The organism is Legionella tunisiensis (genome assembly GCF_000308315.1).
Lineage (GTDB): Bacteria > Pseudomonadota > Gammaproteobacteria > Legionellales > Legionellaceae > Tatlockia > Tatlockia tunisiensis.
The window spans coordinates 1-24,992 of sequence record NZ_CALJ01000072.1 but is presented as its reverse complement, the minus strand read 5'-3'; the positions used below and the strand labels follow the sequence as shown (position 1 = coordinate 24,992).

The following is a 24,992-nucleotide window of genomic DNA, read 5'->3' as shown; positions in this document are numbered from 1 at the left end:
TTAAAAAACTGTTCTTGCATTTTGCATTAAATTGAGCAAATTAAGGCCAGGTCGATCACAGGACATAATTTGTAGTTGCCGTGCAGAATAGATATGAAGCGCTTTCTTCTGTTGTAATAAATGAACAACCTCCCATCCTAAACGGTCATCTCCAAACGGTGAGCCAATACCTAAAATCAGTAACTCACTCATCTCGATTCACATCTAACGTTAAGAAATGGGTAGAACAGGAAATACAAGGATCATAGTTTCTAATGAGTTTTTCACTATAACGTCTAAGCTCATCACTTGGCTTTTCAAGTCCAAACTGCTGTAGAGAATGGTATAAATCCTCTTCAATACACGCTTGATTTTGGCTGGTTGGTGGAACAATACGGGCAGATTTAACCAATCCTTGCTCATCAATTTCAAAACAATGCCACAACAAACCGCGTGGTGCTTCTGTACATCCATAACCTCGACCTGAAGTAATCTTAACTTCAGTATGAGAAGAATCGGGATAGCTATAATTTTCTAAAATACGAGAAGCCTCCAATAGACAAAAATAAATTTCAATTGCACGTGCTAAAATGCTGTGGTGGATATTTTTACTTGGCAAATGAACGCCTAATTGATTTAAAAAATTTTTATTTGTTCAGGTAAATGCTCATAATTGATGTTTAATCGTGCTAAAGGGCCGACTAAATAAGGTTTGCCTTGTAATAAGCAATGAAGTGCATTGGAATAAGGTACTTGATGTTCCTTAAAGTAATTATCAAACTCGCCTATAGTAATATTCAGCCCTTTATCTGAAACAATACATCCTTCATTCATTGGATATTCCTGAGGATGAAATAAAGCAACACAAGTGAAATCATGGAAAGTTGTTCCAAGAGGCAACGTGCTGATCCACTGAATAAGTTCTTCACAAGCGGCAAATGATGCCCTTATTTTTGTAGCACGGGCTGTATAAGTACTGGATCTGGAGCCTTATAAAAACCTCCAACTCTTGCACCCACTGGATGAACGGATCGGCCTCCCAATAGTCGCATTAATTCATTGCCCAATGCTTGTAAGCGCAAACCGCGACGCACTTCATGAGGGTAAATTTTCGCCATCTCGGTGACTGCTTTAAACCCTAAAATATCTGGCAACGCTAAAAGGTGGATATGCAGGCTATGACTTTCTATCCACTCCCCACAATAAAACAAACGCCGCATCTCGCGTACCCAGGGACTAGGTCGCATGTTAAAACAATTTTCAATAGCCTGAGTCGCACTCATTTGATAAGCAACAGGGCAAATACCACATATGCGAGCAACAATATCTAAAACCTCGCTATAATCACGTTGCTCTAAAAATTTCTCAAATAAACGAGGCGGTTCATAAATCTTAAGTTGCAAAGATTGAATTTTATTATTCTTAATGTTTATTTTAAGCGCCCCTTCTCCTTCCACACGAGCGAGAATAGGTACTTCAATTAATTTTTCTTTATTCTTTGACAATCTTAATCCCTTTAAAATAATTACCTGCCTGATTAAAGACGGTAGCTTGATTATTGATATGCAAAAATTGCTTAGCAATCTTATCGTAGCTACTGCCATTTTTCGCAAACCAAAGGCCTAATGAGTGCGTATTGGGATTTTCTGAAGGGCCATAACACGCATAGCAAGCACGTCCATATCCAGGACAAAGAGCGCCACAACCTGTTTGAGTAACGGGACCCATACACGGTTCTTTTTTAGCAACCAATACACAAACATGTCCTTTGCGCTTACACTCTAAACAGACCGCATCCCTCTTAACCCGTGGAGCAGCGCCAAATAATAATGAACGTACTGCACTCATGACCTGATAGGTATTAACCGGACAACCCCATAGCTCCAAATCTACTCGCACATGACTTGAAATTGCTGTAGAGGTACCCAGCGCTTCAATAGTTTTTGGTGACGCATAAATACTCGCCATCCATTCTTGATGATTCGCAGCATTTCGTAAAGCCTGGATACCTCCTGCTGTTGCACAGGCACCGATCGTAATAAGAAACGTTGAATTTTCACGAATCGTCTTTATACGCTCTACTTCTTCAGACGTTGAAATACTGCCTTCGATAAAAGCAATATCAATTCTTTCCTTAAAATCAAGAAGACCTGCCTCAGCAAAATGCACAAGATCAACTAATTCGGATAACATGAGCAACGCTTCTCCAGCATTTAAAAACGCTAACTGGCAACCATCACAAGAAGTAAATTTATAAACGGCTAAACGTGGCTTTTTCATTTCAAAACCCTGGTTCTGTAAACAAGGCCTTTATACAATCATAGTCAAAGACAGGACCGTCCTTACAAACAAATAAACCACCATATTGACAATGTCCACAATGACCTATCCCACATTCCATGTTGCGTTCCATACTAAGATAAATCGCTGTCTCTGAAACACCCTGATTAATCAATGCCAAAGCCGCAGCCCGCATCATTCCTTCAGGACCACACATCATTGCTACTGTATTGCTGGCATCTAACTGAAGTGAGGTAATCATATCCGTTACATAACCAACACTCCACGGCCATTTTGGACCAGCCCTATCTGCTGCAATATAAATTTCTGTCTGAGGCATTGCTTGCCATTTCTTATATTGCTTGCGAAAAATAAAATCATCACTATGTTTTACACCCTGAAAAATTTTTAGTGCGCCATAGTGCTCTCGTCTAGCTAAAATATAATTGATAACAGATACTGTCGGTGCACACCCCAGTCCTCCTGTTACAATTACAATATCTTTGCCTATAGCCTCCTTGACAGGCCAACCATTGCCAAATGGACCACGAACACCAACATAATCTCCCTTTTTTAATTGCTGCATTGCTTTTGTTACCCGCCCAACTGCACGAATAGTATGTCCTAGATAAGTTTGCTCTGCCGGATCAGAACTAATTGAAATAGCGATTTCACCTACCCCGTATAGGTAGAGCATGTTAAATTGTCCAGGATAGAAGGAAAAAGCCTGCTGTTGCGATTTTTCAGTCAATTGAAGATCGAGTGTAAAAATGGTAGCTGATTCTTGATGCCGTGCTTTAATCTTTGCAGTACGAGGTAAATAAGAATCCATTGTCATTTCGTTTCCCTCACATTGGATTCACCTGAAATAGCAGCTAATTCTTCGGTTATATCAATCCCGACTGGACACCAGGTTATACAACGGCCACAACCTACGCAGCCACTTGTATCAAACTGATCAAACCAACTACCTACCTTATGCGTCAACCATTGACGATAACGCTTTTTTGTATCATCACGAATTGGGTGGCCAGCTAAGTAACTATGGCCTTCAGAAAAACACGAATCCCATTCTCGCTCTAAAGTACTATTATCCCCATCAAGGCTAGGACTCGTTATTTCACTATGGCAAAAGCAAGTAGGACAAACAGACGTACAATTACCACAAGATAAACAGCGTTCAGCCACTTCCTCCCAACGTGAATGGCCTAAATTGGAGAATAGTAAATCTCGTAACTCCCGCTGGTTATCCAAAGGGATACGCTTCGTTTGCATGGCATCCGCATTATTAATTTCTTGCTCAGCCTTGTTGCACTGTTGTGCCGTTGCCAATGATAAATTTAGACCAGAAATTAAATGATGGCCACGCTCACTCCCCCCTTGAATGACGAAACCCCCATCTAATTCTGTCATTAAGATATCGAAAGGACTCCTGACGTTGGGTCCAGTCCCTGCCGAAACACAAAAGCAATTATCAGACGAATAACCACAGTTAACGGCAATAATAAATAAAGATTCTCGGCGTCTTCGGTAGCGGTCATCTTGATGAGGTTGAGATAAAAAACCTTATCTTGAATCGCCATTGCAACCAAGTCACAAGAACGAGCGCCAATAATAGCAATTGGCGATTCATTAGCGATATAAGGTTTAAATTCCAATTTTCCTGTACTGCTACGCTCAACGCGCCAAACAGTCTCGCTGGGTTTAAAGAGTAAAGGTTTAATCGCTTGCGGACCATTAGCCCATGAAAATGCGCGTTGCATAGGAAGGCTTTCAAGACGATATTCACCCGGGGCCTGATGAGCACGAATACCCCAGGGTAACTGTTTCGCTTCTGTAAGCCTGTCATAGACAATTGCTCCGTCACGAACTTGAGGCCCCACACAAGAGAAACCCAATCCCTGCAGTGCATCGATTAATTCCTGTAACTTTTCTTTTGGCAAAAAATAGTTACGATCATTATCCATAACAGCTTTATCCTTAGCGAGTTAGCAAATCCGCGGTAACTGTTCTCCACTTAACCAATCCATAATCCGTAGTCCTCCCAATTTTGTACGCAATTGTACAAAATACCTGGGATCTTCTACGACTTCCCCAATCATTGCTGCTTGTTTACCTAAGGGATGGCTTTGCATGGTTGCTATTAACTTATCGGCATCTTCTGCAGCACATATGGCTAAAAGTTTGCCCTCATTTGCAACATATAACGCATCTAAGCCCAGAAGTTCGCAAGCACTTGCTACCTCCGTACGAATAGGAATTTGGTCTTCATCGATAACAAAACCAACTCCAGATTGTACCGCCCATTCATTTAAGGTGGAGGCTACACCACCTCGCGTAGGATCACGAAGGCAATGAAGCGAAGGTACCGTATCAAGCATGTGGCTAACCAACTGATTCAAGGCGGCTGTATCCGATTTGATTGTTGTTGAAAACTCCAAATTATTGCGCTGAGATAAAACAGCAATGCCATGATCCCCCATATAACCGCTGAGAATGACTTTGTCACCTGGCTTTGCTCGATCGCCGGAAATATAAACGCCCTGAGGCACTACACCTAATCCCGTGGTACTAATAAATAGTCCGTCACCTTTACCACGTTCTACAACTTTAGTATCCCCAGCAATAATAGCTACATTAGCAGCAAGAGCAGCTTCTGCCATTGAGGTCACAATTTTTTTAAGTCAGCAAGAGGAAAGCCTTCCTCCAAAATAAAACTTGCGGATAAATACAAGGGTTTCGCGCCTGCCATAGCAATATCATTGATCGTTCCATGCACAGATAAAGAACCGATATTCCCACCTGGAAAAATAAGGGAGAAATAACATGAGCATCTGTACTCATTACCATTCGCCCAGACTCCACAGCAAAGCAGGCTTGATCATTTTTGTGCGAGTAAGGGATTATTGAATGCAGGCAAAAAATCTCGTTAATTAATTGCATCATTGCCCGTCCGCCACTACCATGGCTCAAGTCAATAAAACCATTTTTAATATTTAATTTTGGTCCAGGCACTCTTCTTTTGCTAATGGTTTCCATAAATTAACTCCTTCTTCCATAAGCGTAAACCGCAGCGCAGGCTCCTTCAGAGGAAACCATACAAGCACCTAAAGGATTTTGAGGCGTACATACTTTGGCAAATAATTTGCAATCGATAGGTTTTTTATACCTCGTAAAATAGCCCCACAATCACATTGCTTATGTTCAACACCTCGGAAATCAGGTAACAAAAAGCGCTTCTCCGCATCAAAGCATTCGAAAGCAGCTTTAATTTGTAAAGCACTTTCCGCGATATTACCCAGTCCACGCCACTCAAAATTGGAACGCAATTCAAACACCTCTCTTGTGATAGCTTGCGATTTTAAATTTCCTTCTCGAGTCACTGCACGGGTATATTGAATTTCAACATCACTTTGCCCTTTATTAATTTGCTCAATCAACATTAAAATGGAATGCAAAACATCAAGTGGTTCGAAGCCTGAAATAACAATGGGCTTTTTATAGGTCTTGCTTATCGGCTCATAAGCCTGACTGCCTGTCACAATACTTACATGTGCCGGTCCTATAAATCCATCCAAGGTATGAATAATCTCTTCATCGCCAGATGATTGCAAAAGACAATTCATTGCTGCAGGCGTTACTACATGGTTGCAAAATACTGTAAAATTAGACAGGTTTAATCGTTTGGCCTCTTTAATCGCATACGCTGTGGGCGGTGTCGTTGTTTCAAAGCCAATCGCGAAAAAAACAACTTCTCTCTCTGGATTACGTTGTGCCAAACTCAATGCATCATCCACTGAATAAACCATCCTGACATCAGCGCCTTTTGCTTTTGCTTGCAGTAGACTTTGCTGATTGGAACCTGGTACACGCAACATATCACCATAACTACAAAAAATAACGTTAGATAAAGTAGCTAGAGCAATAGCCTTATCAATGCGGTTTATAGGTAAAACGCAAACAGGGCAACCAGGACCGTGAATCATTTCTACATTATTGGGTAAAAGGCTTGGAAGACCATAACGATGTATAGTATGGGTATGCCCTCCACAAAACTCCATCAAGCGATACTGACGTGTAGGAGCTGCTTTATTAGCAATCTCTTTGGCTATCACTTTCGCAAAAGCGGCATTGCGAAACTCATTAATGTATTTCATTGTGCTTCCTGCATTTCAGCAAATAGCTTCAGTGTTTTTTTGCTTCTTCTTTATCCAGCTTCGTCAGAGCATATCCCACATGCAGAATAACATAATCACCTTCACTCACTTGCTCTAACAAAGCAACCGAAATTTCTTTTTCAATACCCCCTAAATTCACTAGTGCTCTTTGAGAATCCAGCAAGTGAATAACTTGAGCAGGAAGAGCTAAACACATATTAATTCTGCCTCCTTGTAATTACCAGCCAACCATGCCTGTCCCAACGAAATGCCACCGTCATTTACAGGCACTTGTTGCGGCAAATATACTTTTAGTCCACTCTGTTCTAATTGCTTTATTAACCCTTCTGCAAGCACTTGATTTAAAAAACATCCACCACTTAATAAGACTTGCTTGATAGATGTTCTTTTTACATGACTCCTAATCCAACCCACTAAACCCGCAATTAGAGTACCATGAAAAACATTGGCACCATGCCTGGGATCACTATCCAGTAACTGCATAAAAGTGGGTAACAAATTGAATTGATTGCTGGTAAAAGTCCAACCACCCTCAAAAACCTCAGGAGCAGTGACTAAACTTTCAAGCTGCATAGGCGCTTGCCCCTCATATTGCGAAATTGTATTGATACCCAATAAAGCACTGGCTGCATCAAAAAGACGACCACAACTGCTAGTGGTTGGTAAAAAATGGCTGTTCTTAAGCAAATTAACAAACTGGGAAACCTGAGGCTTATCGGCAAATCGATGAATTATCTCATCCTCTTTTTGCAAACAATGTAAAATCGCAGCAGCCATCCGCCAAGGTTCATGAATTGCTCTTTCTCCGCTGGGTTGAGGTATGGGATAAAAATGTCCCAATCGTTGAATTTGCGTATTTTCTAAAAGCAAGAGCTCGCCCCCCCAAGCCTTACCATCCCATCCATAACCATATCCATCTAACACAATGCCTAATGCAGGCTCCAGAATATGATACTCTGCAGCAACCGCTGCTAAATGAGCATGGTGATGCTGTACAGAAATCACAGGCAGATCGTAGTTACTAGCGAGACTGGTTGTATAAAAATCAGGATGTAAATCACAAGCAATACGTTCGACGCTAATGTCAAGAAATCGCGTCCAATGAGAGAGTGACTCATGAAAAAATCAATGGTTTCTTTATTGGTCAAACTTCCTATGTGTTGAGAAATAAACGCCTCATCTCCTCGTGTTATACAAAACGTATTCTTAAGATGGCCTCCTAAAGCCAGCGTTGAAGGGATAGAAAAAGGCAGTTGGACACTGACAGGTGAAAATCCTCGAGCACGTCGTATAAACCTGGGAACATTATTCGTATGACGGATCACCGAATCATCGACACGAGTAATCACTCGACGATTATAAGAGATCACTAAATCAGCAATCGCTATTAACTCATTATGCGCTTTTTCGTCCTGGATCATTAAAGGATGACCTGCAATATTGGCACTGGTTGCAACCAATACCCAGGAATGAAGTTCATCCAGCCACTTCAATTCATCAGGATAACCTGCCAGAGCGTGAAACAATAAATAATGCAGAGGAGAGGAAGGTAGCATAATCCCCAGGCAAGATAAGCCAGGGGCAATTATTTCCGGAAGAACTTCCTGCTTCTTTTTAATAATACAATAGGACGTGCCTGGCTTGTGAGACTCTCTTTTTCTTTATCACTTATCGCCACAAATTTCTCAGCACTGATGCAATTTAGCACCATTAATGCCAATGGTTTTGCGTCGCGGTATTTTCTTTGGCGTAATCGTTGAATAGTCTCATCATTTCTTGCATCACAGAGTAATTGGTAACCACCTACTCCTTTGAGAGCAATAATTTTTCCTTCAAATAGCGCTTGGGTAATGACTTGAATGGAAACAGAAAGTTCTGGACCACAGTTTTTACAGGCAGTAGGTTGGGCATGATAGCGGCGATTTTCAGGTGAGCAATAATCACGCTTACAGGACGAGCATAAAGTAAATTCACCCATCGACGTTTGGCAACGATCATACGGTAACTCTTTAGTAATCGAAAAGCGTGGACCACATTGTGTACAATTTAGAAAAGGATAATGATAATAGCGGCTGTCAGGATTAAAAAGCTCTTTCAAGCAATCAGAACAAGGGCTCATATCAGGCGATATCATACTCCGCGAGGCCCCTCTTTGTTGGCTTTCAATAATAAGAAAATGATTTTCGTTATCAATTACAGCGATATTTCTTGTTTCAATATCGTGAACCTTAGCGTAAGGGGGGTAACAAGCTTAAAAGTTGAGAAAGAAAAGAAGAAACAGACAAGCCTTGCACTTCAATCAGAACACCTAACGTGTTATTTTGCACCCATCCTGTTAGATTTAAATGCTGAGCAACTCGGTATACATGAGGACGAAAGCCGACTCCCTGAACTTGGCCTTTAATTAAAATCTGTACTCTTTCTCTATCTGCCATTCACTTGTATCGCTTCTAGCCACTCATACCATTTATCTAAACCTTCTCCGGTTGTTGCAGAAATCGATAAAACATTAATCTTTGGATTAATTTTTTACGTCTGTAATACACCGAGTGATTTCAAAATCAACATAAGGTAATAAATCCGTTTTTGTTAATAGTAATAAATCGGCTTTGCGAAACATTTCCGGGTATTTTAAAGGTTTATTATCTCCTTCTGTTACAGAAAGAATCACCACTTTATAAGCCTCACCTAAATCAAATAAAGCAGGGCAGACAAGATTACCCACATTTTCAATAAAAAGAAGAGAGTGATTTTTTAATAATAGATTTTCAACAGCGTGACCAACCATATGAGCATCTAAATGACAGACTTTTCCTGTATTAATTTGAATCGCTTCGCCGCCACTTGCCTTGATTTTTTCAGCATCATAATTTGTTTGTTGGTCACCGACGATTACGGCTATATCTAAGCGATGTTTTAAGTCGGCAATAGTTTTGGCAAGTAATGTTGTTTTACCTGAACCAGGACTTGACATCAAATTGACAGCAATAATTTTATTTTTTAAAAAAGTACGGCGATTGATTTCGACAAACTCATTGTTTTTGCCAGTATTTCTTGTTCAATTGTAACTAGTTTGTCTGAATCATGGTGATGGGTATGTAAGAAATTGGCATCTTCATGATGCTTATGATGGTCTCTTTCTGAACCTGAACAGCCGCAAAGTCCACACATTATTCGACCTCCATCGATTTAACACGCATCTCCTCACCTTGGATTATTCTTAAAGAATATTGCCCGCACCTATTACAGCCATCATAATAGTTTTTAAGCATAACAGTTTCGTGACAAAAGTCACAGATTGCTTGCCCCTTGATCTCAATAATCTCCAGACTCGCATTGTCTGCAATGCTTCCTCTTGCCACAATATTAAAACTAAACCGTAAAGACTCTTGATCAATGCCGCATAACGCTCCAACCTCTAGATAAATTTTTTAACCAATTGGCAATTGATTTCAGATGCACGTGCCTTAACGATATCAAGAATGGAGCGAGAGAGTGTTAGTTCATGCATATAAATTAATTATTGGGTATAGACATAACAGCTTAGATCTTAAAAATAACTTGTCTCTAAAAAGGATCAAAGTCATTAATACAATAACTAATTCCACTATACTAATCATCCTTTTTGTATTTGGATTAGGATTGCGTCATGGTCTGGATTTGGATCATTTGGCAACCATTGATTCCATTACAAGAGCGACTAGATCAAATAACAAACTTTCAAAACGTGCGGGTTTCTTATTTTCCTTAGGGCATGGACTCGTTGTCATTATTTTAAGCGTGATTATCAGTCATGGCTTTATTCGATCAAAATTCCCAGCATGGCTCGAGCCTTTAGGAAGCTTTATATCCATATTTTTCTTATTAGTTTTTGGATTTATCACTCTTTATAATAGTTTACTCCACAAAAAAATTATACCCGGCAACCAGTATAGGAGGTTTTTTTGCCCTCACTCTGAAACAATATAATGCATTCTGGATTACATTAACTGGAGCTCTTTTTGCTTTTTCCTTTGATACCTTTAGTCAAGTCGCCTTATTTTCTATTTCAATGTCTTCTTCAAGTAACTGGTCTTTTGCAGCCATGCTTGGCCTGGTTTTTATGTTAGGGATGATGGCAACGGATGGCTTAAATGGATTGATGGTATCCCTCCTCATTCAACGAGCCGATAAATTTTCTTTTTAATTTCACGGCTTTTGGGGTTTTTAATTGCTTGTTTCAGCCTTATTTTAGGCTTGTTAGGTCTCTATACGGAATTAAGTAAGCTCAGCTAGTCTCATCAAATGCAGGATAATTATTGGCCGTCCTTACTAATATAGTTATCGGTATCTCTTAATTCTTATAACGTGCTCGGGAATTGCAATTATAATTACTTATAGTTGTAAACATGCGAGATTAGGAGTTAACTATTAAAACTCATATTTCTGCTACTCAATCTACTTTTAAATGGCAATCCTACATTGCCTTTATTTCCTTATTTGCAATCTGCCTGCATTTTTTATGCGTGCATTCAGCATATGGTCAGCAGAAATACCTTTGCTACTCATTATTTTCACTGGCGGGATACCTTTATTTCTTCAGATTCTATCTAAACTATGCCAAGGTAATCTAGGCGCTGATTCGCTCGCCGCTATTGCTTTGGTAACGAGTATTATCTTACACGAATATTTGGCAGCTGCATTCATTATTCTTATGCTTGCCAGTGGTCAAACGTTGGAAACCTACGCCCGACGCAAAGCAGCCTCCGCACTATTAGCCTTGGTTGCACGCATGCCTTCCACCGCACACCGGCAAACCAATAATCACCTTGAGGATATCCCTCTATCATCTATTTACATTGACGATAAAATTGTTATTTTCCCTCACGAAACCTGCCCTGTTGACGGAATAGTCATCAATGGACAGGGGACTATGGACGAATCCTATTTAACTGGAGAACCCTATCTAATCTCCAAAACACCAGGTACTTATGTTTTATCCGGTGCCATTAATGGAGATTGCGCACTGACAGTACAAACGACTGAACTGCCATCAGACTCACGTTATGCAGCAATCGTTAAAGTATTAGAGGAGGCCGAACAAAAGCGTCCTGCAATTAGACGATTGGGCGATCAAGTAGGCGCTTTTTTGCTCCCTTCGCCCTTTTGTTTGCATTTTTTGTCTGGTACATGAGCGGGGATGCCTTACGGTTTCTTTCTGTGCTGGTTATTGCTACGCCTTGCCCCTTATTAATCGCAATACCCATCGTATTAGTCAGCGCCATTTCAAAAGCCGCTAAACAAGCAATCATTATCAAAGACCCTATTATTTTAGAGCAATTGCCGCTCTGCAAAACGGCTATTTTTGATAAACAGGCACCCTTACCTATGGCAAGCCCTCATTAACCGAAATTATTACTGCTGGCAATTATAAAAAGAGGACATATTACAATATGCCGCTAGCCTGGAGCAGTATTCCAAGCATCCTCTCTCAACCGCTATTCTAAATGCAGCAAAAGAGCAAGCAATCATTCTTCTTCACGCAACAGACGTCTCAGAGAAACCAGGACAAGGCTTACAAGGAAGGATCAATGAGCATACCATTACTATTACGAGTAGAAAAAACTTTTGGAATCTGGTTCCTCCAGTGACAACCTGCCACCCGTTTTACCTGGATTAGAATGCATAATACTGGTTGATGAGCAGTATGCTGCCTCGCTTCATTTTCGTGACGCCCCACGGCTCGATAGCAAGCCTTTCATCAGTCATTTAGGCCCATCTCATCATTTAAAAAAGTGATGCTTGTTTCAGGTGATCGCCAATCAGAAGTAAATTACTTGGCTAATTTGCTAGATCTGACTGAAATCTATGCATCTCAAAGCCCAGAACAAAAGCTTGCCATTGTACGACAAGAAAGAAAGAATGCACCTACAGTTTTTATGGGAGACGGCATTAATGATGCTCCAGCGCTCACTGCTGCCACTGTTGGTATAGCCTTTGGGCAACATAGTGCTATTACTTCTGAGGCAGCCGGAGCTATTATCATGGAGAATACATTAAGCAAAGTCGACGAACTGATTCATTTAAGTATAAATACGCGTCGGATTGCCGCACAAAGTGCTATTGGTGGAATGATACTGAGCCTCATAGGAATGGCATTCGCTGCAGCAGGTTTTATTACTCCTGTCATAGGGGCTGTCCTTCAAGAACTAATTGATATTATTGCCATCCTTAATGCGTTAAAATTAACGGCAGGAAAACAAATTACAATTGATCTGCCAAGCTATACGATAAATAAAAATTTTTAATATACTGTATTGACAACTCCTGTTGAAATTAAATTTTTAAATAGATTTTAATACAAGGAATGAATGATGCCTGAATATAATATTCGACTCTTATGGGAACGCGGAGCAGAAGATTTTAACTATCAAACCTATAGTCGTAAACATACCGTATTTTTTATGGTGGACCAAAACTAGAAGTTAATTCGTCGCCCCATTTTATGCGTAACCCCCAATTTCATAGCCCGGAAGAGTTACTGACAGCTTCTCTCTCGAGTTGTTTTCTACTTACTTTTTTATCTCTTTGTGCAAAGGAAGGATATACCGTCGATAGCTATTCTGATCGAGCTACTTGCGCCATTGATGAAATTAATCATACCGTTTCAGATATTGTTCTTTCTCCAGTCGTGTCTTTTAAAGAAGAAAGTAAACCCGACAAGAAAACCATGGAGAAACTTTTTGAAACAGCCCATGGCCTTTGTTTTATTGCAAACTCTCTAAAATCAAGCATTACAGTAAAAGCCAAATTTGCAGATGAAGAATAGATAACATTAAGTGGCTCTATCTCAGGATCCAATCATGCAAAAGGACTTAAAAAAATATTAGTGCTCCAGCCTTCTCAAGCGTTACAAGACTTGCAAGGCTCTTTACAAGGATTGACTTCAGTTGAGGCTAAAAAACGTCTAAAAAAGTATGGAGCCAATAAAATTTCTACCCAACATCGCTCACACATTTTAGAAGCTCTTTCCCACTCAACGAATCCTTTAGTCATTATATTGATCATTGCTGCCTTGATTTCTTTTTTCACAGGTAGTCCAATTAACGCCGTTATTATTCTTATTGTTGTCAGTATCAGCATTTGCCTCGATTTTTTCAAACGCATCGTTCCCTGGTAGCAGCAGAAAAATTGCAATAGCACGTGGCAATAAAGACTACGGTATTACGCAACGGCAGTGAGTGTAATTTGCCTTGTAGCGAATTAGTTCCTGGTGATGTGATATGCTTAGCCGCCGGTGATATCGTCCCCACCAATTGTTTATTACTACACTCTAAAGATTTGCACGTACAACAAGCAGCTCTTACGGGAGAATCATTACCTGTAGAAAAAGAATCAACAGTGATTTCGACGATACCTCAAAATCCTGTCTAATCTTTTTTAAACGAATCCAATTGAACCGTCGTTAAAAAAGTATTTATTGCTTCATGAAACGCAGCATAAGTATTTTCTAACCGCTTAGTCTGTTGTATTTTTGCTTTAACTGCCTCATGAAAAGCAGTAAGTGTCTGACTCAGTTGAGGCAAACTAAAATAGACGATACCACCATTAAGGCGGTGTAACTCAGCCCGTAAAGCATCTTCATTATTGGTGGCATAAAACTCTGCTATTTTTCTTGTGAGAATTTAAGATCAATAGCCAGCGATGCCAGCAGTTCGCGGACGAAGGTTTCATCACCATTGAACTGTTCAAGACATTGAGTCCAGTCTATGACAGGGATAATTTTTTGAATGCCCGTTTTTTCAGATTGCGGTTTCTCAATTGAAGCCTCGTGTTGCCTTGGATTAAACACATAGTGCTGCATCAACAATTCCAGTTTAGATTCAGTAAGTGGCTTTTCAAAAACGTCATTCATCCCAGCAGCCAATGCTTCTTCTCTTTTATCCCAATTACTGGCGTGTCCAGTGAGTGCAATGATCGGGACTTTCGCCTGGTTAGGTGAATGAAATGCTCGAATCTGCCTTGTTGCTTCAATGCCATCAATATCAGGCAGACCTATATCCATCAGAATAAAATCATAAAGGTTGTGTTGTGCCATATTAACAGCTTCTTTGCCAGTTTCTGCTCTATCGCAGACGCAATGCCTGTAAAGTTTAATAATCGTTGCTTGTGCCCCCTTAGCGGCAATAATGTTATCTTCCACAATTAAAATCCGTATGGTAGCTTGCGTATTGACTGATGTTTTGGCTGTATTTTTTGAGCTGCCTGAATAGACGTATTTTTCTTTTTTCTGGCGTGCGATAAGATATTTTTTCGCGATCCGAATGATCAGACACTATCAGCGGTAATTTAATCGTAAAGCAACTCCCTTTACCCACTTCACTTTCTAAATCAATCGTTGCTTGCATCGCATCAATATAGCGCTTTACGGTATAAAGCCCGAGCCCAGCACCTTTATAAAGTCCCTGATAAGAAGGTGTGAGACGAGAAAAATTCTCGAATATCGTCTCAAATTTATCCTGTGGAATACCAATACCACTATCTTCTACAACAAATTCTAACTCAACAGGCTGACCAATCACAAAGCCTGTTTGAGTGGAGTTGAGCCGTTGTATCTTGATTTTGACAAACCCTTTTTCCGTGAATTTTAAAGCATTACTCAGTAAATTAAGCAAAGTGCGATCAAGATAATGACGAAACCCCGTAACATAAGAAGGAATTTCATCCATGTCGCAAACCAACGTTAATTTTTATGACGGCTACGGGGCGCATCAGTTCAATGTTATGTTCTACCAGTTCCTGCAACTAAACGACTCAGCCTGCTCAGACACTTTGCCTGATTCTAAACTCATGGTTTCCAGAATTTCATTCAATAATTGCAACAACTCATCCGCTGAGCCAAGTATTAATTGGCCATCTTCTCGAACCACTTCAATCAGCTCATTCAATAGCGATAAACAATTGTCCAGCATTTCTGTGCTATATGCTGACTTTCCTTGTTGCAAGGCTATACAGGTTTCATCAGCAAAGTTGATTAATCCACTGATTATGCCCAAAATACCGCTTAACGGTGTCCGAATATCATGAGACATGTTCGCTATGAATTCGGATTTGGCTTTATTGCCTGCCTCTGCCGCTATCATGGCTCTTCGAAGATCTTCTTCCATTTTTTCCGTTCGGTAATGTCCTTGGCTATGCCAGCTAACCCCATTACCTTTCCATCATTATCATGAATGAGCACTTTAATTGTTTCGAAAACTGCAGTTCTTCCATCGGGAAGTAGAATTGTTTCCTCAATCGGATTGTTTTCATCAATAAAAAGCTGACCGGACATGATCTGCTTATCAATAGACCAAAGTTTATTTGCCGCCTTCTCATCTAAAAGATCAAAATCTGTCTTTCCAATAACTTCGTCAGGTGTTGATAGTCCGATTATTTTAGCTTGAGCCTCATTGCAAGTTAAATAAGCACCATTGAGATCTTTACAGAAAACAAGACCAGGCAATTTTGTGATAATTTTCTCTAGGAACTCAACTTTTTTTTGACTACTTACATTCCTGCAATCATTACTCACTTTCTCATTACTCACATAATTTAAACACCTGGCTACTAATCCTGAAAGTTAAGAGCAACCACAACATTAGCCCGTAAGAAAATTGATTCTCGTTCTAGCTAGTTAATTTTAATAGATCGATGTCATCTCATGCTGAGAGTGAGAGACAAGATGAAATCGACTTAACTCATCTTCTTGAAGTGTTAATTCGGCTATGCGTCGACATACCGTATTTAAAACATCCCATCCTTGTTGTTGCACAATTAATAAGTGCTTATAGTCTACTTCTCTTAGTCCTTCCAACAAACAAACCCCCATCATTTCGTGTTCCTCATCTACTTCTGAATGAATCTTAAAATAATCAGTCTCTCCATACTTTTCCATAACGTTATGAGCCTCTCTAAAAAAGAGATGAGCGCTCGCTTCCAAAACGAGATGAACTAAAAGCGTCTTGTCAATATTATCCAGAGTTAGCATCTTCCAAGAAAACCAGCAAGAACAAGCATCTAATACTGCATCCCATTTTGGAGGATTATTTCCACGGTCATTCATAAGCGAAATATCATGACCGAATTCTTCGATTAAATGCTTTTGGGCAATTTTCAAAAAAAAGTATTTTCAGTGAGCACATTTCTTAGCATAACTGTTTTTTGAAAATAGTTTGAAAACACTTGTATACAATCTAATAGTAATCTTCGTCTTTCTGGGCTATGTATTTTATGACTCTTTATTAGAATCATGAGTTCGTTATTTTCATATTGTTTAATAAATTTTTCATTTTGCTTTAGTAAAAATTCCAAGTTAATAAGATCAACTGACATTACTGATACTCCTTATGTGTTGAGGTTTGGGAGGCGCTTTACGGATTTCTATAGTCGACAAATAATGCAATGAGTAAAATCATGCTTTTTCCTGTAAATCAAAAATCACTGCTAACTTAGGGGATTATTACTCATATAGCACAAGCATTCAGTATTGAATTTTCCTGTGGCTATTAAGTGATAATCTTATTACTCCAAAAGAATTAGTTGCTTTAATTGTTTACAAAATATATGCCACCTGATAAATCTGTAAAGCGACTCCCAAACCCGTCTTAGATTAAATAATACAAAATTTACTTGGCTAAGCTGGTGTTATCATTTTCTCAATCTCGATTGGAGAAGTAACCCATGGAAATAATGTTTTAGGATTATTAAATCCATTTGCTATCGTGTCAGCTAACATCGGCATACGACTTGCTGCAGCTAATAAATCAATCAAGTGTGGATCTGGAGATTGTAATAGCAGGTTAGACAATGCTGTACTCCATTTAGCATCTGCCCAAAAATTATTAAATACACCTTGCATCCATAGTTCATTGAATGGTTTCTCTTGATTGGTTATGATACTATCCATATAAATTCTAGCGCATTTGCTAGCATTATTAGCACCTTGACCCGCTATGGGATCATTTAAAACAATAGCATCTCCCATCCCTAATACTGCCCGACCAGAAGATAACTGATGAATAGGATGGCGGACTTCCGGTATATAAGCACCCATTAAGGTCGCATTTGAGTCAGTTAACTTTATATGAGCACAACGTTCTGCTTCCCAGGGAATGAATTTCTCCAAAATATCCAAAGCTCGATTTAATTGTTGTTCGGGAGACTGAACATCCTTCCAACAATCAAATGGGCCTCCAGGCAAACCCTCAAACAACATCATTTCACACGTGCCATTCAGAGTTAACCCTGGCACTGTAAAGTATTCTCCTACGCCCGGGATAATTGCAATCCGAACGCCAGGGTTGGCAGGAATCGGAGCCATACCATTAACATAGAGACAAGACAAAATTCTCGGTGGTTTTGTATGGATTGAGCGTTCATTGTCCCGTTTAAAAAGTTTAGACAGCTTACCCTTCCCACTCGCTATGACTGTGAGGTCATGAGAATAAGTTAGTTCCTCTAACGTCTCTTCTGTGGCTGTTTGAATAACGATTTCTCCGCCGAGTTTACCTACTTTTTTCAACCAGCGAGAAAACTTTAATCGCTGATCAACAGCTTGAAAAGGTCTCTTAACTAATCCTTTCCATTGAATTCCTATTTCGGTAGTACCGGGTTTTGCCATAGTAAATGTAACTGAGGTATTTTGAGGTGCATCATTTTCCCAAAAATCAATGTCCAAATCTCTCTCATGCTGAAGGGCATTATCAAACATGACTTGGTTGGATAAAATTTTTCCATTTTCATAATCACCGTGTTCGGTAACCAAAGTTACTTTGTAATGATTGGCTAACAAACCAAGTGCTAATTGAAGGCCAGATTGACCTGCTCCAACTATTGCAATTTTACGAGTCATAAAATATGGTTCCTTTTTATAGCACTTGGTTATGTATTATAAGTGAGCATATACAAACGTTTATAGAGCTATTAATGTTCTATATGAAAAATAATTATACCATGAAATATAAAAAACTCTATTGCCTGAAAAAATGAATAATGAATCACTCATGAAGTATTGCGCAAACGAATAGGTACAGCTAATAGATCATCTACAGAATTAATTCTTTAATTTACTATTTTGCAGCTTTTTCTATAACTGTCTTATGTTTAGGATTTACAGGAAAAATTGACCCTGAAAAATCAGCAAGTAAATTACTAAAAATTTTAGCTCTAACGGATAATGGCCTATCACTGCAACCGATCATTAACTAAACATATTGAATTAAAAATTATCTTTCATGAGATTCCTTCATGTTTACTTTTGAATTAGGTAATTCATAAACGATGAATCCCAATCATGGTTCTAAAATTTCAAGCCTTATTTTTTGCCTCTTTTTCATACTCTTATTTTTATTTAAGTGAGCTCCACTCTGTCCAAGTAATTTGGGAGCTCACAATGCCAACCTAATTCAGTTTCAATATGCTGTTTTAACGCCATAGAAGCCTGTGGCTCTCCATGCGTTAAAAATATTTTTTGTGGAGATCTTTTAAAATGCCTTAACCAATTTAAAATTTCCTCATAATCCGCATGCGCTGAAGCATTATTAAGTACAGCTATTTGAGCATTGACCGGAATCATCTGCCCATGGATTTTGATTGTTTGTGCGTGATGTAATAGTTTCTCGCCACGAGTACCTGCGGCTTGAAAGCCAGTCATTAATATTGTATTTCGATAATCAGGGGCAATGGCTTTTAAATGATGAAGTACACGACCACCGGTCATCATACCACTTGCTGAAATAATAATTTTAGGCATGGCATGATGGTTCAAAGCGATCGATTCTTCTACTGTTCTAACATAAGTTGCAATACGACAAACATTAAGACATTCCTCTCGAGTAAGCTGATGCTCATCCCTGTTATCAAGCAATATCTCGGTAGCATCAATTGCCATTGGACTATCAAGAAAAATCGGCAAATCTGGAATCTGTTTTTCTTTTTAAGCTGGTATAAATAATACAATATATTTTGGGCGCGCCCTACTGCAAATGCAGGAATAAGAATTGACCCTCCCCGTCTAATGGTTGTGTTTACAATAGCTGCGATGTCTTCTTCTGGATTAGTTTTATCATGCAACCGATTTCCATAAGTCGACTCAAGAATTAAATAATTAGCCGTTGTTATAATTTCTGTAGGTTTCATAATAGGATCATGTAGACGGCCAATATCACCACTGAATAACACCTTGATAGCTTGATTTTCTACTTGAATAAAAGAGGAGCCAAGAATATGGCCTGCGCGATGCCAACTAAAATCACAATCCGTTAACAAAGGATAAGGTTTATTATAATCGACTATTTCAAATTGCTTTAACGACTCAAGTGCATCTTTTTGTGTATATAAAGGTAGTGCGGGATGATGTTTACTATAACCATATTTATTCGCACGCTTGGCATCTTCTTCTTGTAAATACCCGCTATCAGGCAACAAGATAGCACATAATTCCCTTGTAGCTTTTGTAGCATAGATAGGCCCTGTAAATCCGTTCTTAACTAGAAGTGGTAAGTAACCACTATGATCGATATGAGCGTGGGTGATAACCACAGCATCTAATGAAGACGGTTGAAAAGGTAAAGGATTCCAATTTCTTAACCGAAGATCTTTTAGCCCTTGAAACAAACCACAATCGACAAGTATTTTTTATTATCTAGCTCAAGTAAATATTTTGAACCAGTCACAGTCCCTGTGGCACCTAAGAAAGTAAGCTGCATTTGCCAACCCTTTGTTTTCAATTATTAAATTATAGTTTATGCATATAATGCTTTTATTTAATTTTCAGATATTTTTACAGGTAATATCTATTTCGCAAAATGATAAAAAATTGAGGGTGGCGATGACGGTAACATTAATATTTAGCGATTGACAGCTATTTTTAAGCGGTGAGATTGTGTAATTTATAACCCCTGATCTGAATTAAGGAAAACCATTTTTGGACAATCACTCAACTAAGCTCAAATTAGTGAGATTAGGAATCGATACACTGCAAGAATTTATTATTTTCCTGCATGCGGATTGTTTTATTTGTAAATCACAAGGATTTGATGCCTTAACTCAAGTTGTGGTTTCGTTTAACAATCGCTCGCTAATCGCAATGGTGTATATTGTTCAATCCGATATATTAAAAAGCTGTGAAGCCAGTTTGTCGGAAAGCGCTTGGCAACGGTTAGGTGTCAAAGAAGGTGATGAGATAGATTTATCGCATCTTAGACCAGTTAGTTCGTTAAGTTATGTGCGCTCTAAAATACATGGAAATGAACTGTCTGCATCTGAATTTGATGCCATCATTCATGATATTGTCGCTGGAAAATATTCGAATATTCATTTGGCCAGTTTCATTACGTCCTGCTCACACAATAATTTAAGTATTCAAGAAATTATTTATTTAGCCCAAGCGATGGTGAAAACAGGGGAACAATTGAATTGGGATTCTCCTATCATTGTTGATAAGCATAGTGTTGGAGGAATTCCTGGTAATAGAACAACGCCTATAGTAGTTGCCATTGTAGCCTCAGCAGGCCTCATTATACCCAAGTCCTCGTCACGAGCTATTACGTCCCCAGCCGGTACCGCCGATACAGTTGAAACCATGACATCTGTGAATTTGACAGCAAAGAAATAAAGGATGTGGTGGCTCAGGAAGGCGGGTGCATGGTATGGGGCGGGTCGCTGGGTTTAAGTCCTGCAGATGATATCATTATTAAAGTTGAACGCATGTTAGATCTTGATCCAGAAGGACAGATGATTGCATCCGTGCTTTCAAAAAAGCGGCTATCGGTGCCACACATATTCTTATTGATATACCTGTGGGCCCTACAGCAAAAATCCGTTCGGAAGCCGCTTTTTACAACTTAAAATTATTTTCCATTGTAGGTAAGGCCATTGGTCTTCATATTTTTGTAATAAAGACAGATGGGAGCCAACCTCTGGGCGTGGGCATTGGCCCCGCCTTAGAAGCCAAAGATATCCTGGCTGTTTTACAAAATAAGACGGATGCACCAATTGATTTAAAAAATAAAGCCATTGCACTGGCTGCAACGATCTTGGCGTTCGGAAAAAAAATATCTTATAGTCAAGGGGAAAAACTGGCAAAACAGCTATTAGAAAACGGTTCTGCGCTAAAAAATTTTTAGCTATTTGTAACGCCCAAGGGGGCTTTAAAGAGCCCTCTACAGCTTCTCTCACACATGACATTGTTGCTGTACATGCTGGAGTGGTGTCAGAAATTGATAATAGAAACCTGGCCAAAGTAGCCAAATTAGCTGGTGCTCCCTTTGATCCAGCGGCCGGCCTTGAGTTTTTTGCAAAAATAGGAACCCATGTAGAACCTGGTCAAGTATTGTATCGAATCCATGCCGAATCAACAGGAGCCTTAAACTATTCACTTTCTTATGCCCAATCAATTCCATCTATTATTAAAATAAGTAAGAACAATTGACAATCCGGTGGCAAAACGTATTATTTGGTATAGAAGAGTGGTTCATAGTTTACTAGGTAAACTCCATTACTAGCTATTATGAAAAAATTATCTCAATAGGAAAAATAATAATTATCTAGGAGTAGCTATGGCAAACTCAGAATTAAGTAAAGATAAAATGTCGATAGATATCATGGATGCCATCTACAAACGACACGCGGTCCGTAATTATCTACCCAAAAAAGTTGATTCAAACATCATTCATAAATTATTGGATGCGGCTGTACATGCCCCTACTGCTCTTCATGAAGAACCAAGAGCATTTGTGGTAATTCAGGATAAGGATATCTTGGATCGTTTGTCAGAGAGTGCGAAAGCTTTATTGGTTGCCGAAGCCAAGAATAGCGAATCACAACAAATCAAGCATATTCTTGATGTGGCAACACAAAAAGAATTCAGCGTATTTTATAATGCAAGTACTTTAATCGTTATATACGGAACCTTTGAAGGCCCTTTTACTACAGCCGACTGCTGGTTAGCTGCCGAAAATTTAATGCTTTCTGCTCTTGCATATGGTCTTGCCTCATGTGTCATTGGTTTTGCTGTTTCAGCCTTAAATTCGCCTGAATGGAAAGCCGAATTAGAAATTCCGGAGGGGATGACAGCTATCGCTCCAATGATCATAGGTTGGCCAGCAGAAAATACGTTGCCCTCATCTCATAAACCAACAACAATTCTCACGTGGAAATAATACAGATATATTCCCGATCGGTAATATCTATTCTTTAAATCGCAAAGACCATCGATTTATTCCCGTTCGGGAATATTTTCTGGTTTTTCTTTAAATAAGGTGTAAAGTTACCGTACGGGAACATATAAGAAGAAACGATGATTCAATCCGCTGATAAGATAGGGGCGTTTATTCGGAAGGTTCGTAAGAAGCTTGGTGTTACTCAGAGAGATTTGGCTTTAACGGCAGGAACCGGATTGCGCTTTATTATTGAATTAGAAAATGGGAAACCCACCTGCCAAATTGGAAAAATATTGCAAGTGCTGCAAGTACTCGGAATTCAACTCCACCTATCCCATGCGGAGTTAGAAAATGAACAACCATAAACTGGATGTCTATCTCCATCAAGAGATAGCAGGTCAATTAAGTATTGATACGCATGGTGATATGAGTTTTGTTTATACTGAATCTTATCTGGAAAACCAGAAAAATATTCCCCTATCACGCTCACTTCCTTTACAAAATACCCCTTATTCAGGAAGACAATGCCGTCCTTTTTTAGCGGGCTTTTACCTGAAGCTCATTTGCGTACATCGATTGCCCGCCAACTAGGTATTAGTGAAAAAATGATTTTGCTCTCTTAGCCGCTATTGGTGGTGAGTGTGCCGGAGCCGTAATTCTCTTACCTCAAAACACACCACTCACAGAGCTAAAACCAGATTATAAAATTCTCCAGAAACAGGCCGTACTAGACATTCTGCAAACCATGCATCAAAGACCGATGATAGCTGGTGAAGATGGAATTCGTTTATCGTTGGCTGGCGCACAAGATAAACTTCCAGTTGCCGTCATCGAGGGTAATATTGCTATACCTCTGAATGGCGCTCCCAGCACTCATATTTTAAAACCAATCAATCATTACTTTCCTTCTTTAATTGAAAATGAGTGCTTCTGTCTGAACCTGGCAAAAAAATTGGCTTAAATGCTGTGGATGCCTCAATCCATCATGTGGATGATACGCTTTATCTATTAGTTAAACGCTATGATCGAGTTGAAACAGAAAAAGGGATCCGACGCCTCCATCAAGAAGATTTTTGTCAGGCAATAGGCATTAGTCCAGACATGAAATATCAGCGAGAAGGAGGTCCCCAAATTAGCGATTGTTTTAAGCTCATACGGGAAATATCAAGCCTCCCTATCATGGATATCAAAGAATTATTGCAAGGCATTCTATTTAATTTGATTATCGGCAACAATGATGCTCATGGTAAAAATTTCTCTTTGCTTTATCAGGGACAACAAACTCGCCTGGCTCCTTTCTACGATATGATTTCGACTGTCTACTACCCTACTCTTGCTACTAAAATGGCCATGAAAATTGGCAGTAAATATGATTTTGATGCTTTATTTCCACGACACATTGTACAGATGGCAGAAGAAGCGCAGTTATCTGGCGCCTTAGCGTGTAAAGAAGTGCTTTATCTCATCAGCAAAATTCAAAAAATATAATGGATAGCCCATTTACTTCCACCCTATTGCAGCGCGCTGATAAATTACTGCAAAGATTCCAGAAAACGTCAGAAGGATAATTATTTTAAATCAGACTATTATTTAGTAAAAAAGAACCAAAGCCTTTGATATACTTGGTTACTTTATGACTACGCATTAAACAGGTAGACAATTAACTGGTGGTCCTTAATCGTCTTCATTAGTTTTTTGAGCTGACTATAGATCAGGCCGCTACCATGGGAGCCCGACCATAGCTGCTTAGCATTTACATACTGTGTTGAGTTGCTCGTCTGTTTTGCTCTGACTCGTCTTTTCCAAGTTCTTTTAAATTAAACCAATGGTTAAGAACATCCACAGCATTTGCAGCCCCTGGAATTGTAGAGGGGAGAGAAGTGATTGTCTTAAATAAAGCATCGAATCCTCGATAAGTATTTAACGCTACAACAACTGTTTTAACAGCCTCAGGAACTTGTTTACACATTAACGTTACGGCAGTCAGTGCATGGATCGAAATATCTATTGCATATTCCGAGGGATCTGCTTCAGGATCATTCCACAATGAATATAAAACCGCTAAACCCGTAAGACCGTTATAAATAATACAAAAATTGGTAAAAGTCATGTGTGGCTTTAAATCCTTAAAAAATCCCAGCATTATTTCCTTCCTTAGAAAATTAATTTCTCAACCAAAATTATCATTATTTTTAACAAATAACAGCAAATGTAGATCAGACCAAAGCCTATCATTTCTTTCTGTACCATTTTCTTCCGGTACAAAGATAGTAACTGTATCTTGATTTGTAAGACATTTCTTACAACATTTACTTAATATATCTTAATGACGAGTATAAACGATTAAGTCATAATGGCATTATTGGAAGTTGCA

General features: G+C 39.2%; 30 protein-coding genes and 8 pseudogenes. 13 read left to right on the top strand and 25 right to left on the bottom strand.

Annotation, left to right across the window (positions count from 1 at the left end):
- The 16 genes and pseudogenes from BN58_RS28140 to BN58_RS37545 form a co-directional block, all read right to left on the bottom strand.
- Positions 1–192 (bottom strand): hypothetical protein, encoded by a 192-nt coding sequence (locus BN58_RS28140; RefSeq protein WP_051131846.1) that lies wholly within the window; start codon positions 190–192, stop codon positions 1–3.
- Positions 185–598, bottom strand: a complete 414-nt coding sequence (locus BN58_RS33015; protein ID WP_232220377.1) for a nickel-dependent hydrogenase large subunit — start codon at positions 596–598, stop codon at positions 185–187. Before BN58_RS33015 ends, BN58_RS28140 begins: the two co-directional genes overlap by 8 nt.
- A gap of 17 nt (positions 599–615) precedes the next feature.
- Positions 616–879 carry a hypothetical protein gene (locus BN58_RS33010; protein WP_232220376.1) on the bottom strand — a complete coding sequence of 88 codons (264 nt, stop codon included), beginning with the start codon at positions 877–879 and terminating at the stop codon, positions 616–618.
- A 47-nt stretch (positions 880–926) separates the two neighbouring features.
- Positions 927–1,484, bottom strand: coding sequence for a nickel-dependent hydrogenase large subunit (locus BN58_RS33005; RefSeq protein WP_232220375.1), 558 nt, complete (start codon positions 1,482–1,484; stop codon positions 927–929).
- Positions 1,471–2,259, bottom strand: a complete 789-nt coding sequence (locus BN58_RS05740) for an NADH-quinone oxidoreductase subunit B family protein (protein WP_019216021.1) — start codon at positions 2,257–2,259, stop codon at positions 1,471–1,473. Before BN58_RS05740 ends, BN58_RS33005 begins: the two co-directional genes overlap by 14 nt.
- Position 2,260: 1 nt before the next feature.
- Positions 2,261–3,097, bottom strand: a complete 837-nt coding sequence (locus BN58_RS05735) for an FAD/NAD(P)-binding protein (RefSeq protein ID WP_019216020.1) — start codon at positions 3,095–3,097, stop codon at positions 2,261–2,263.
- Positions 3,094–4,226 (bottom strand): annotated as a pseudogene (locus BN58_RS36845) (4Fe-4S dicluster domain-containing protein). The gene BN58_RS05735 and the pseudogene BN58_RS36845 overlap by 4 nt, the downstream one beginning before the upstream one ends.
- A 21-nt stretch (positions 4,227–4,247) precedes the next feature.
- A pseudogene (gene hypE, locus BN58_RS36840) lies at positions 4,248–5,298 on the bottom strand (hydrogenase expression/formation protein HypE).
- 3 nt (positions 5,299–5,301) lie between these two features.
- Positions 5,302–6,416, bottom strand: a pseudogene (gene hypD, locus BN58_RS22495) (hydrogenase formation protein HypD).
- A 28-nt stretch (positions 6,417–6,444) separates the two neighbouring features.
- Positions 6,445–6,633, bottom strand: coding sequence for a HypC/HybG/HupF family hydrogenase formation chaperone (locus tag BN58_RS05715; protein ID WP_019216019.1), 189 nt, complete (start codon positions 6,631–6,633; stop codon positions 6,445–6,447).
- The gene (locus tag BN58_RS32990) at positions 6,624–7,442 is read right to left on the bottom strand and encodes a Kae1-like domain-containing protein (protein ID WP_232220381.1); all 819 of its coding nucleotides are present in this window, start codon (positions 7,440–7,442) and stop codon (positions 6,624–6,626) included. Before BN58_RS32990 ends, BN58_RS05715 begins: the two co-directional genes overlap by 10 nt.
- A gap of 9 nt (positions 7,443–7,451) precedes the next feature.
- Positions 7,452–8,398, bottom strand: a pseudogene (locus tag BN58_RS37555) (Sua5/YciO/YrdC/YwlC family protein); the annotation flags it as partial.
- 98 nt (positions 8,399–8,496) lie between these two features.
- Positions 8,497–8,556 (bottom strand): annotated as a pseudogene (locus tag BN58_RS37550) (hypothetical protein); the annotation flags it as partial.
- A 109-nt stretch (positions 8,557–8,665) separates the two neighbouring features.
- Positions 8,666–8,872, bottom strand: coding sequence for an acylphosphatase (locus BN58_RS32975; protein ID WP_232220372.1), 207 nt, complete (start codon positions 8,870–8,872; stop codon positions 8,666–8,668).
- An 86-nt stretch (positions 8,873–8,958) separates the two neighbouring features.
- The gene (hypB, locus tag BN58_RS38225) at positions 8,959–9,426 is read right to left on the bottom strand and encodes a hydrogenase nickel incorporation protein HypB (protein WP_456297456.1); all 468 of its coding nucleotides are present in this window, start codon (positions 9,424–9,426) and stop codon (positions 8,959–8,961) included.
- Positions 9,427–9,607: 181 nt separating this feature from the next.
- The gene (locus BN58_RS37545; protein WP_408605464.1) at positions 9,608–9,835 is read right to left on the bottom strand and encodes a hydrogenase maturation nickel metallochaperone HypA/HybF; all 228 of its coding nucleotides are present in this window, start codon (positions 9,833–9,835) and stop codon (positions 9,608–9,610) included.
- Positions 9,836–9,932: 97 nt separating this feature from the next.
- On the opposite strand from BN58_RS37545, the gene BN58_RS32970 reads away from it, so the two are divergent.
- From BN58_RS32970 to BN58_RS05655, 7 genes and pseudogenes are all read left to right on the top strand, one after another.
- Entirely contained in the window at positions 9,933–10,406 is a 474-nt protein-coding gene (locus tag BN58_RS32970; protein WP_232220371.1) for a HoxN/HupN/NixA family nickel/cobalt transporter, read from the top strand.
- Positions 10,309–10,623 carry a hypothetical protein gene (locus BN58_RS32965; protein ID WP_019216014.1) on the top strand — a complete coding sequence of 105 codons (315 nt, stop codon included), beginning with the start codon at positions 10,309–10,311 and terminating at the stop codon, positions 10,621–10,623. The genes BN58_RS32970 and BN58_RS32965 overlap by 98 nt, the downstream gene beginning before the upstream one ends.
- 261 nt (positions 10,624–10,884) lie before the next feature.
- Positions 10,885–11,822 (top strand): annotated as a pseudogene (locus BN58_RS36835) (HAD-IC family P-type ATPase).
- A gap of 392 nt (positions 11,823–12,214) precedes the next feature.
- Entirely contained in the window at positions 12,215–12,724 is a 510-nt protein-coding gene (locus tag BN58_RS32955) for an HAD-IC family P-type ATPase (RefSeq protein ID WP_026069285.1), read from the top strand.
- 197 nt (positions 12,725–12,921) lie between these two features.
- Complete coding sequence (locus BN58_RS22465; protein ID WP_019216012.1) at positions 12,922–13,245, top strand: OsmC family protein; 324 nt, start codon at positions 12,922–12,924, stop codon at positions 13,243–13,245.
- A gap of 60 nt (positions 13,246–13,305) precedes the next feature.
- Positions 13,306–13,596, top strand: a complete 291-nt coding sequence (locus BN58_RS05660; protein ID WP_026069284.1) for a cation-transporting P-type ATPase — start codon at positions 13,306–13,308, stop codon at positions 13,594–13,596.
- Between the two features lie 23 nt (positions 13,597–13,619).
- Positions 13,620–13,850, top strand: a complete 231-nt coding sequence (locus BN58_RS05655; RefSeq protein ID WP_026069283.1) for a P-type ATPase — start codon at positions 13,620–13,622, stop codon at positions 13,848–13,850.
- Here the strand turns inward: BN58_RS05655 and BN58_RS30575 are convergent.
- From BN58_RS30575 to BN58_RS22455, 8 genes and pseudogenes are all read right to left on the bottom strand, one after another.
- Positions 13,847–14,002: a hypothetical protein gene (locus BN58_RS30575; protein WP_019216011.1), complete on the bottom strand. Its 156-nt coding sequence runs from the start codon at positions 14,000–14,002 to the stop codon at positions 13,847–13,849. The two genes, BN58_RS05655 and BN58_RS30575, sit on opposite strands and share 4 nt — an antisense overlap.
- Before the next feature lie 80 nt (positions 14,003–14,082).
- Positions 14,083–14,619 (bottom strand): response regulator, encoded by a 537-nt coding sequence (locus tag BN58_RS28135; RefSeq protein ID WP_019216010.1) that lies wholly within the window; start codon positions 14,617–14,619, stop codon positions 14,083–14,085.
- Entirely contained in the window at positions 14,609–15,145 is a 537-nt protein-coding gene (locus BN58_RS28130; RefSeq protein ID WP_019216009.1) for an ATP-binding protein, read from the bottom strand. The genes BN58_RS28135 and BN58_RS28130 overlap by 11 nt, the downstream gene beginning before the upstream one ends.
- A 60-nt stretch (positions 15,146–15,205) precedes the next feature.
- Positions 15,206–15,583, bottom strand: a complete 378-nt coding sequence (locus BN58_RS28125; protein WP_083852120.1) for a sensor histidine kinase — start codon at positions 15,581–15,583, stop codon at positions 15,206–15,208.
- On the bottom strand, positions 15,556–16,005 hold the full coding sequence (locus BN58_RS28120; RefSeq protein WP_019216007.1) for a PAS domain-containing protein: 450 nt from the start codon (positions 16,003–16,005) through the stop codon (positions 15,556–15,558). Before BN58_RS28120 ends, BN58_RS28125 begins: the two co-directional genes overlap by 28 nt.
- Before the next feature lie 93 nt (positions 16,006–16,098).
- Positions 16,099–16,575: a hypothetical protein gene (locus BN58_RS05625; protein WP_026069282.1), complete on the bottom strand. Its 477-nt coding sequence runs from the start codon at positions 16,573–16,575 to the stop codon at positions 16,099–16,101.
- A 516-nt stretch (positions 16,576–17,091) separates the two neighbouring features.
- Positions 17,092–18,309 (bottom strand): styrene monooxygenase/indole monooxygenase family protein, encoded by a 1,218-nt coding sequence (locus BN58_RS05615; RefSeq protein ID WP_019216006.1) that lies wholly within the window; start codon positions 18,307–18,309, stop codon positions 17,092–17,094.
- Between the two features lie 498 nt (positions 18,310–18,807).
- Positions 18,808–20,164 (bottom strand): annotated as a pseudogene (locus BN58_RS22455) (MBL fold metallo-hydrolase RNA specificity domain-containing protein).
- A 218-nt stretch (positions 20,165–20,382) separates the two neighbouring features.
- On the opposite strand from BN58_RS22455, the pseudogene BN58_RS22450 reads away from it, so the two are divergent.
- From BN58_RS22450 to BN58_RS32940, 6 genes and pseudogenes are all read left to right on the top strand, one after another.
- A pseudogene (locus BN58_RS22450) lies at positions 20,383–21,888 on the top strand (thymidine phosphorylase family protein).
- Between the two features lie 127 nt (positions 21,889–22,015).
- Positions 22,016–22,618: a nitroreductase family protein gene (locus tag BN58_RS05600; RefSeq protein WP_019216002.1), complete on the top strand. Its 603-nt coding sequence runs from the start codon at positions 22,016–22,018 to the stop codon at positions 22,616–22,618.
- A gap of 137 nt (positions 22,619–22,755) precedes the next feature.
- Positions 22,756–22,983, top strand: a complete 228-nt coding sequence (locus BN58_RS05595; RefSeq protein ID WP_019216001.1) for a helix-turn-helix transcriptional regulator — start codon at positions 22,756–22,758, stop codon at positions 22,981–22,983.
- The gene (locus BN58_RS32950; RefSeq protein ID WP_232220370.1) at positions 22,970–23,209 is read left to right on the top strand and encodes a HipA N-terminal domain-containing protein; all 240 of its coding nucleotides are present in this window, start codon (positions 22,970–22,972) and stop codon (positions 23,207–23,209) included. The genes BN58_RS05595 and BN58_RS32950 overlap by 14 nt, the downstream gene beginning before the upstream one ends.
- A gap of 154 nt (positions 23,210–23,363) precedes the next feature.
- Positions 23,364–23,579 carry a HipA domain-containing protein gene (locus BN58_RS32945; RefSeq protein ID WP_232220369.1) on the top strand — a complete coding sequence of 72 codons (216 nt, stop codon included), beginning with the start codon at positions 23,364–23,366 and terminating at the stop codon, positions 23,577–23,579.
- Between the two features lie 5 nt (positions 23,580–23,584).
- On the top strand, positions 23,585–24,106 hold the full coding sequence (locus BN58_RS32940; protein WP_232220368.1) for a HipA domain-containing protein: 522 nt from the start codon (positions 23,585–23,587) through the stop codon (positions 24,104–24,106).
- Between the two features lie 265 nt (positions 24,107–24,371).
- Here the strand turns inward: BN58_RS32940 and BN58_RS05585 are convergent, their stop codons facing one another.
- Positions 24,372–24,761 carry a hypothetical protein gene (locus BN58_RS05585; protein WP_019216000.1) on the bottom strand — a complete coding sequence of 130 codons (390 nt, stop codon included), beginning with the start codon at positions 24,759–24,761 and terminating at the stop codon, positions 24,372–24,374.
- Between the last annotated feature and the right edge of the window lie 231 nt (positions 24,762–24,992).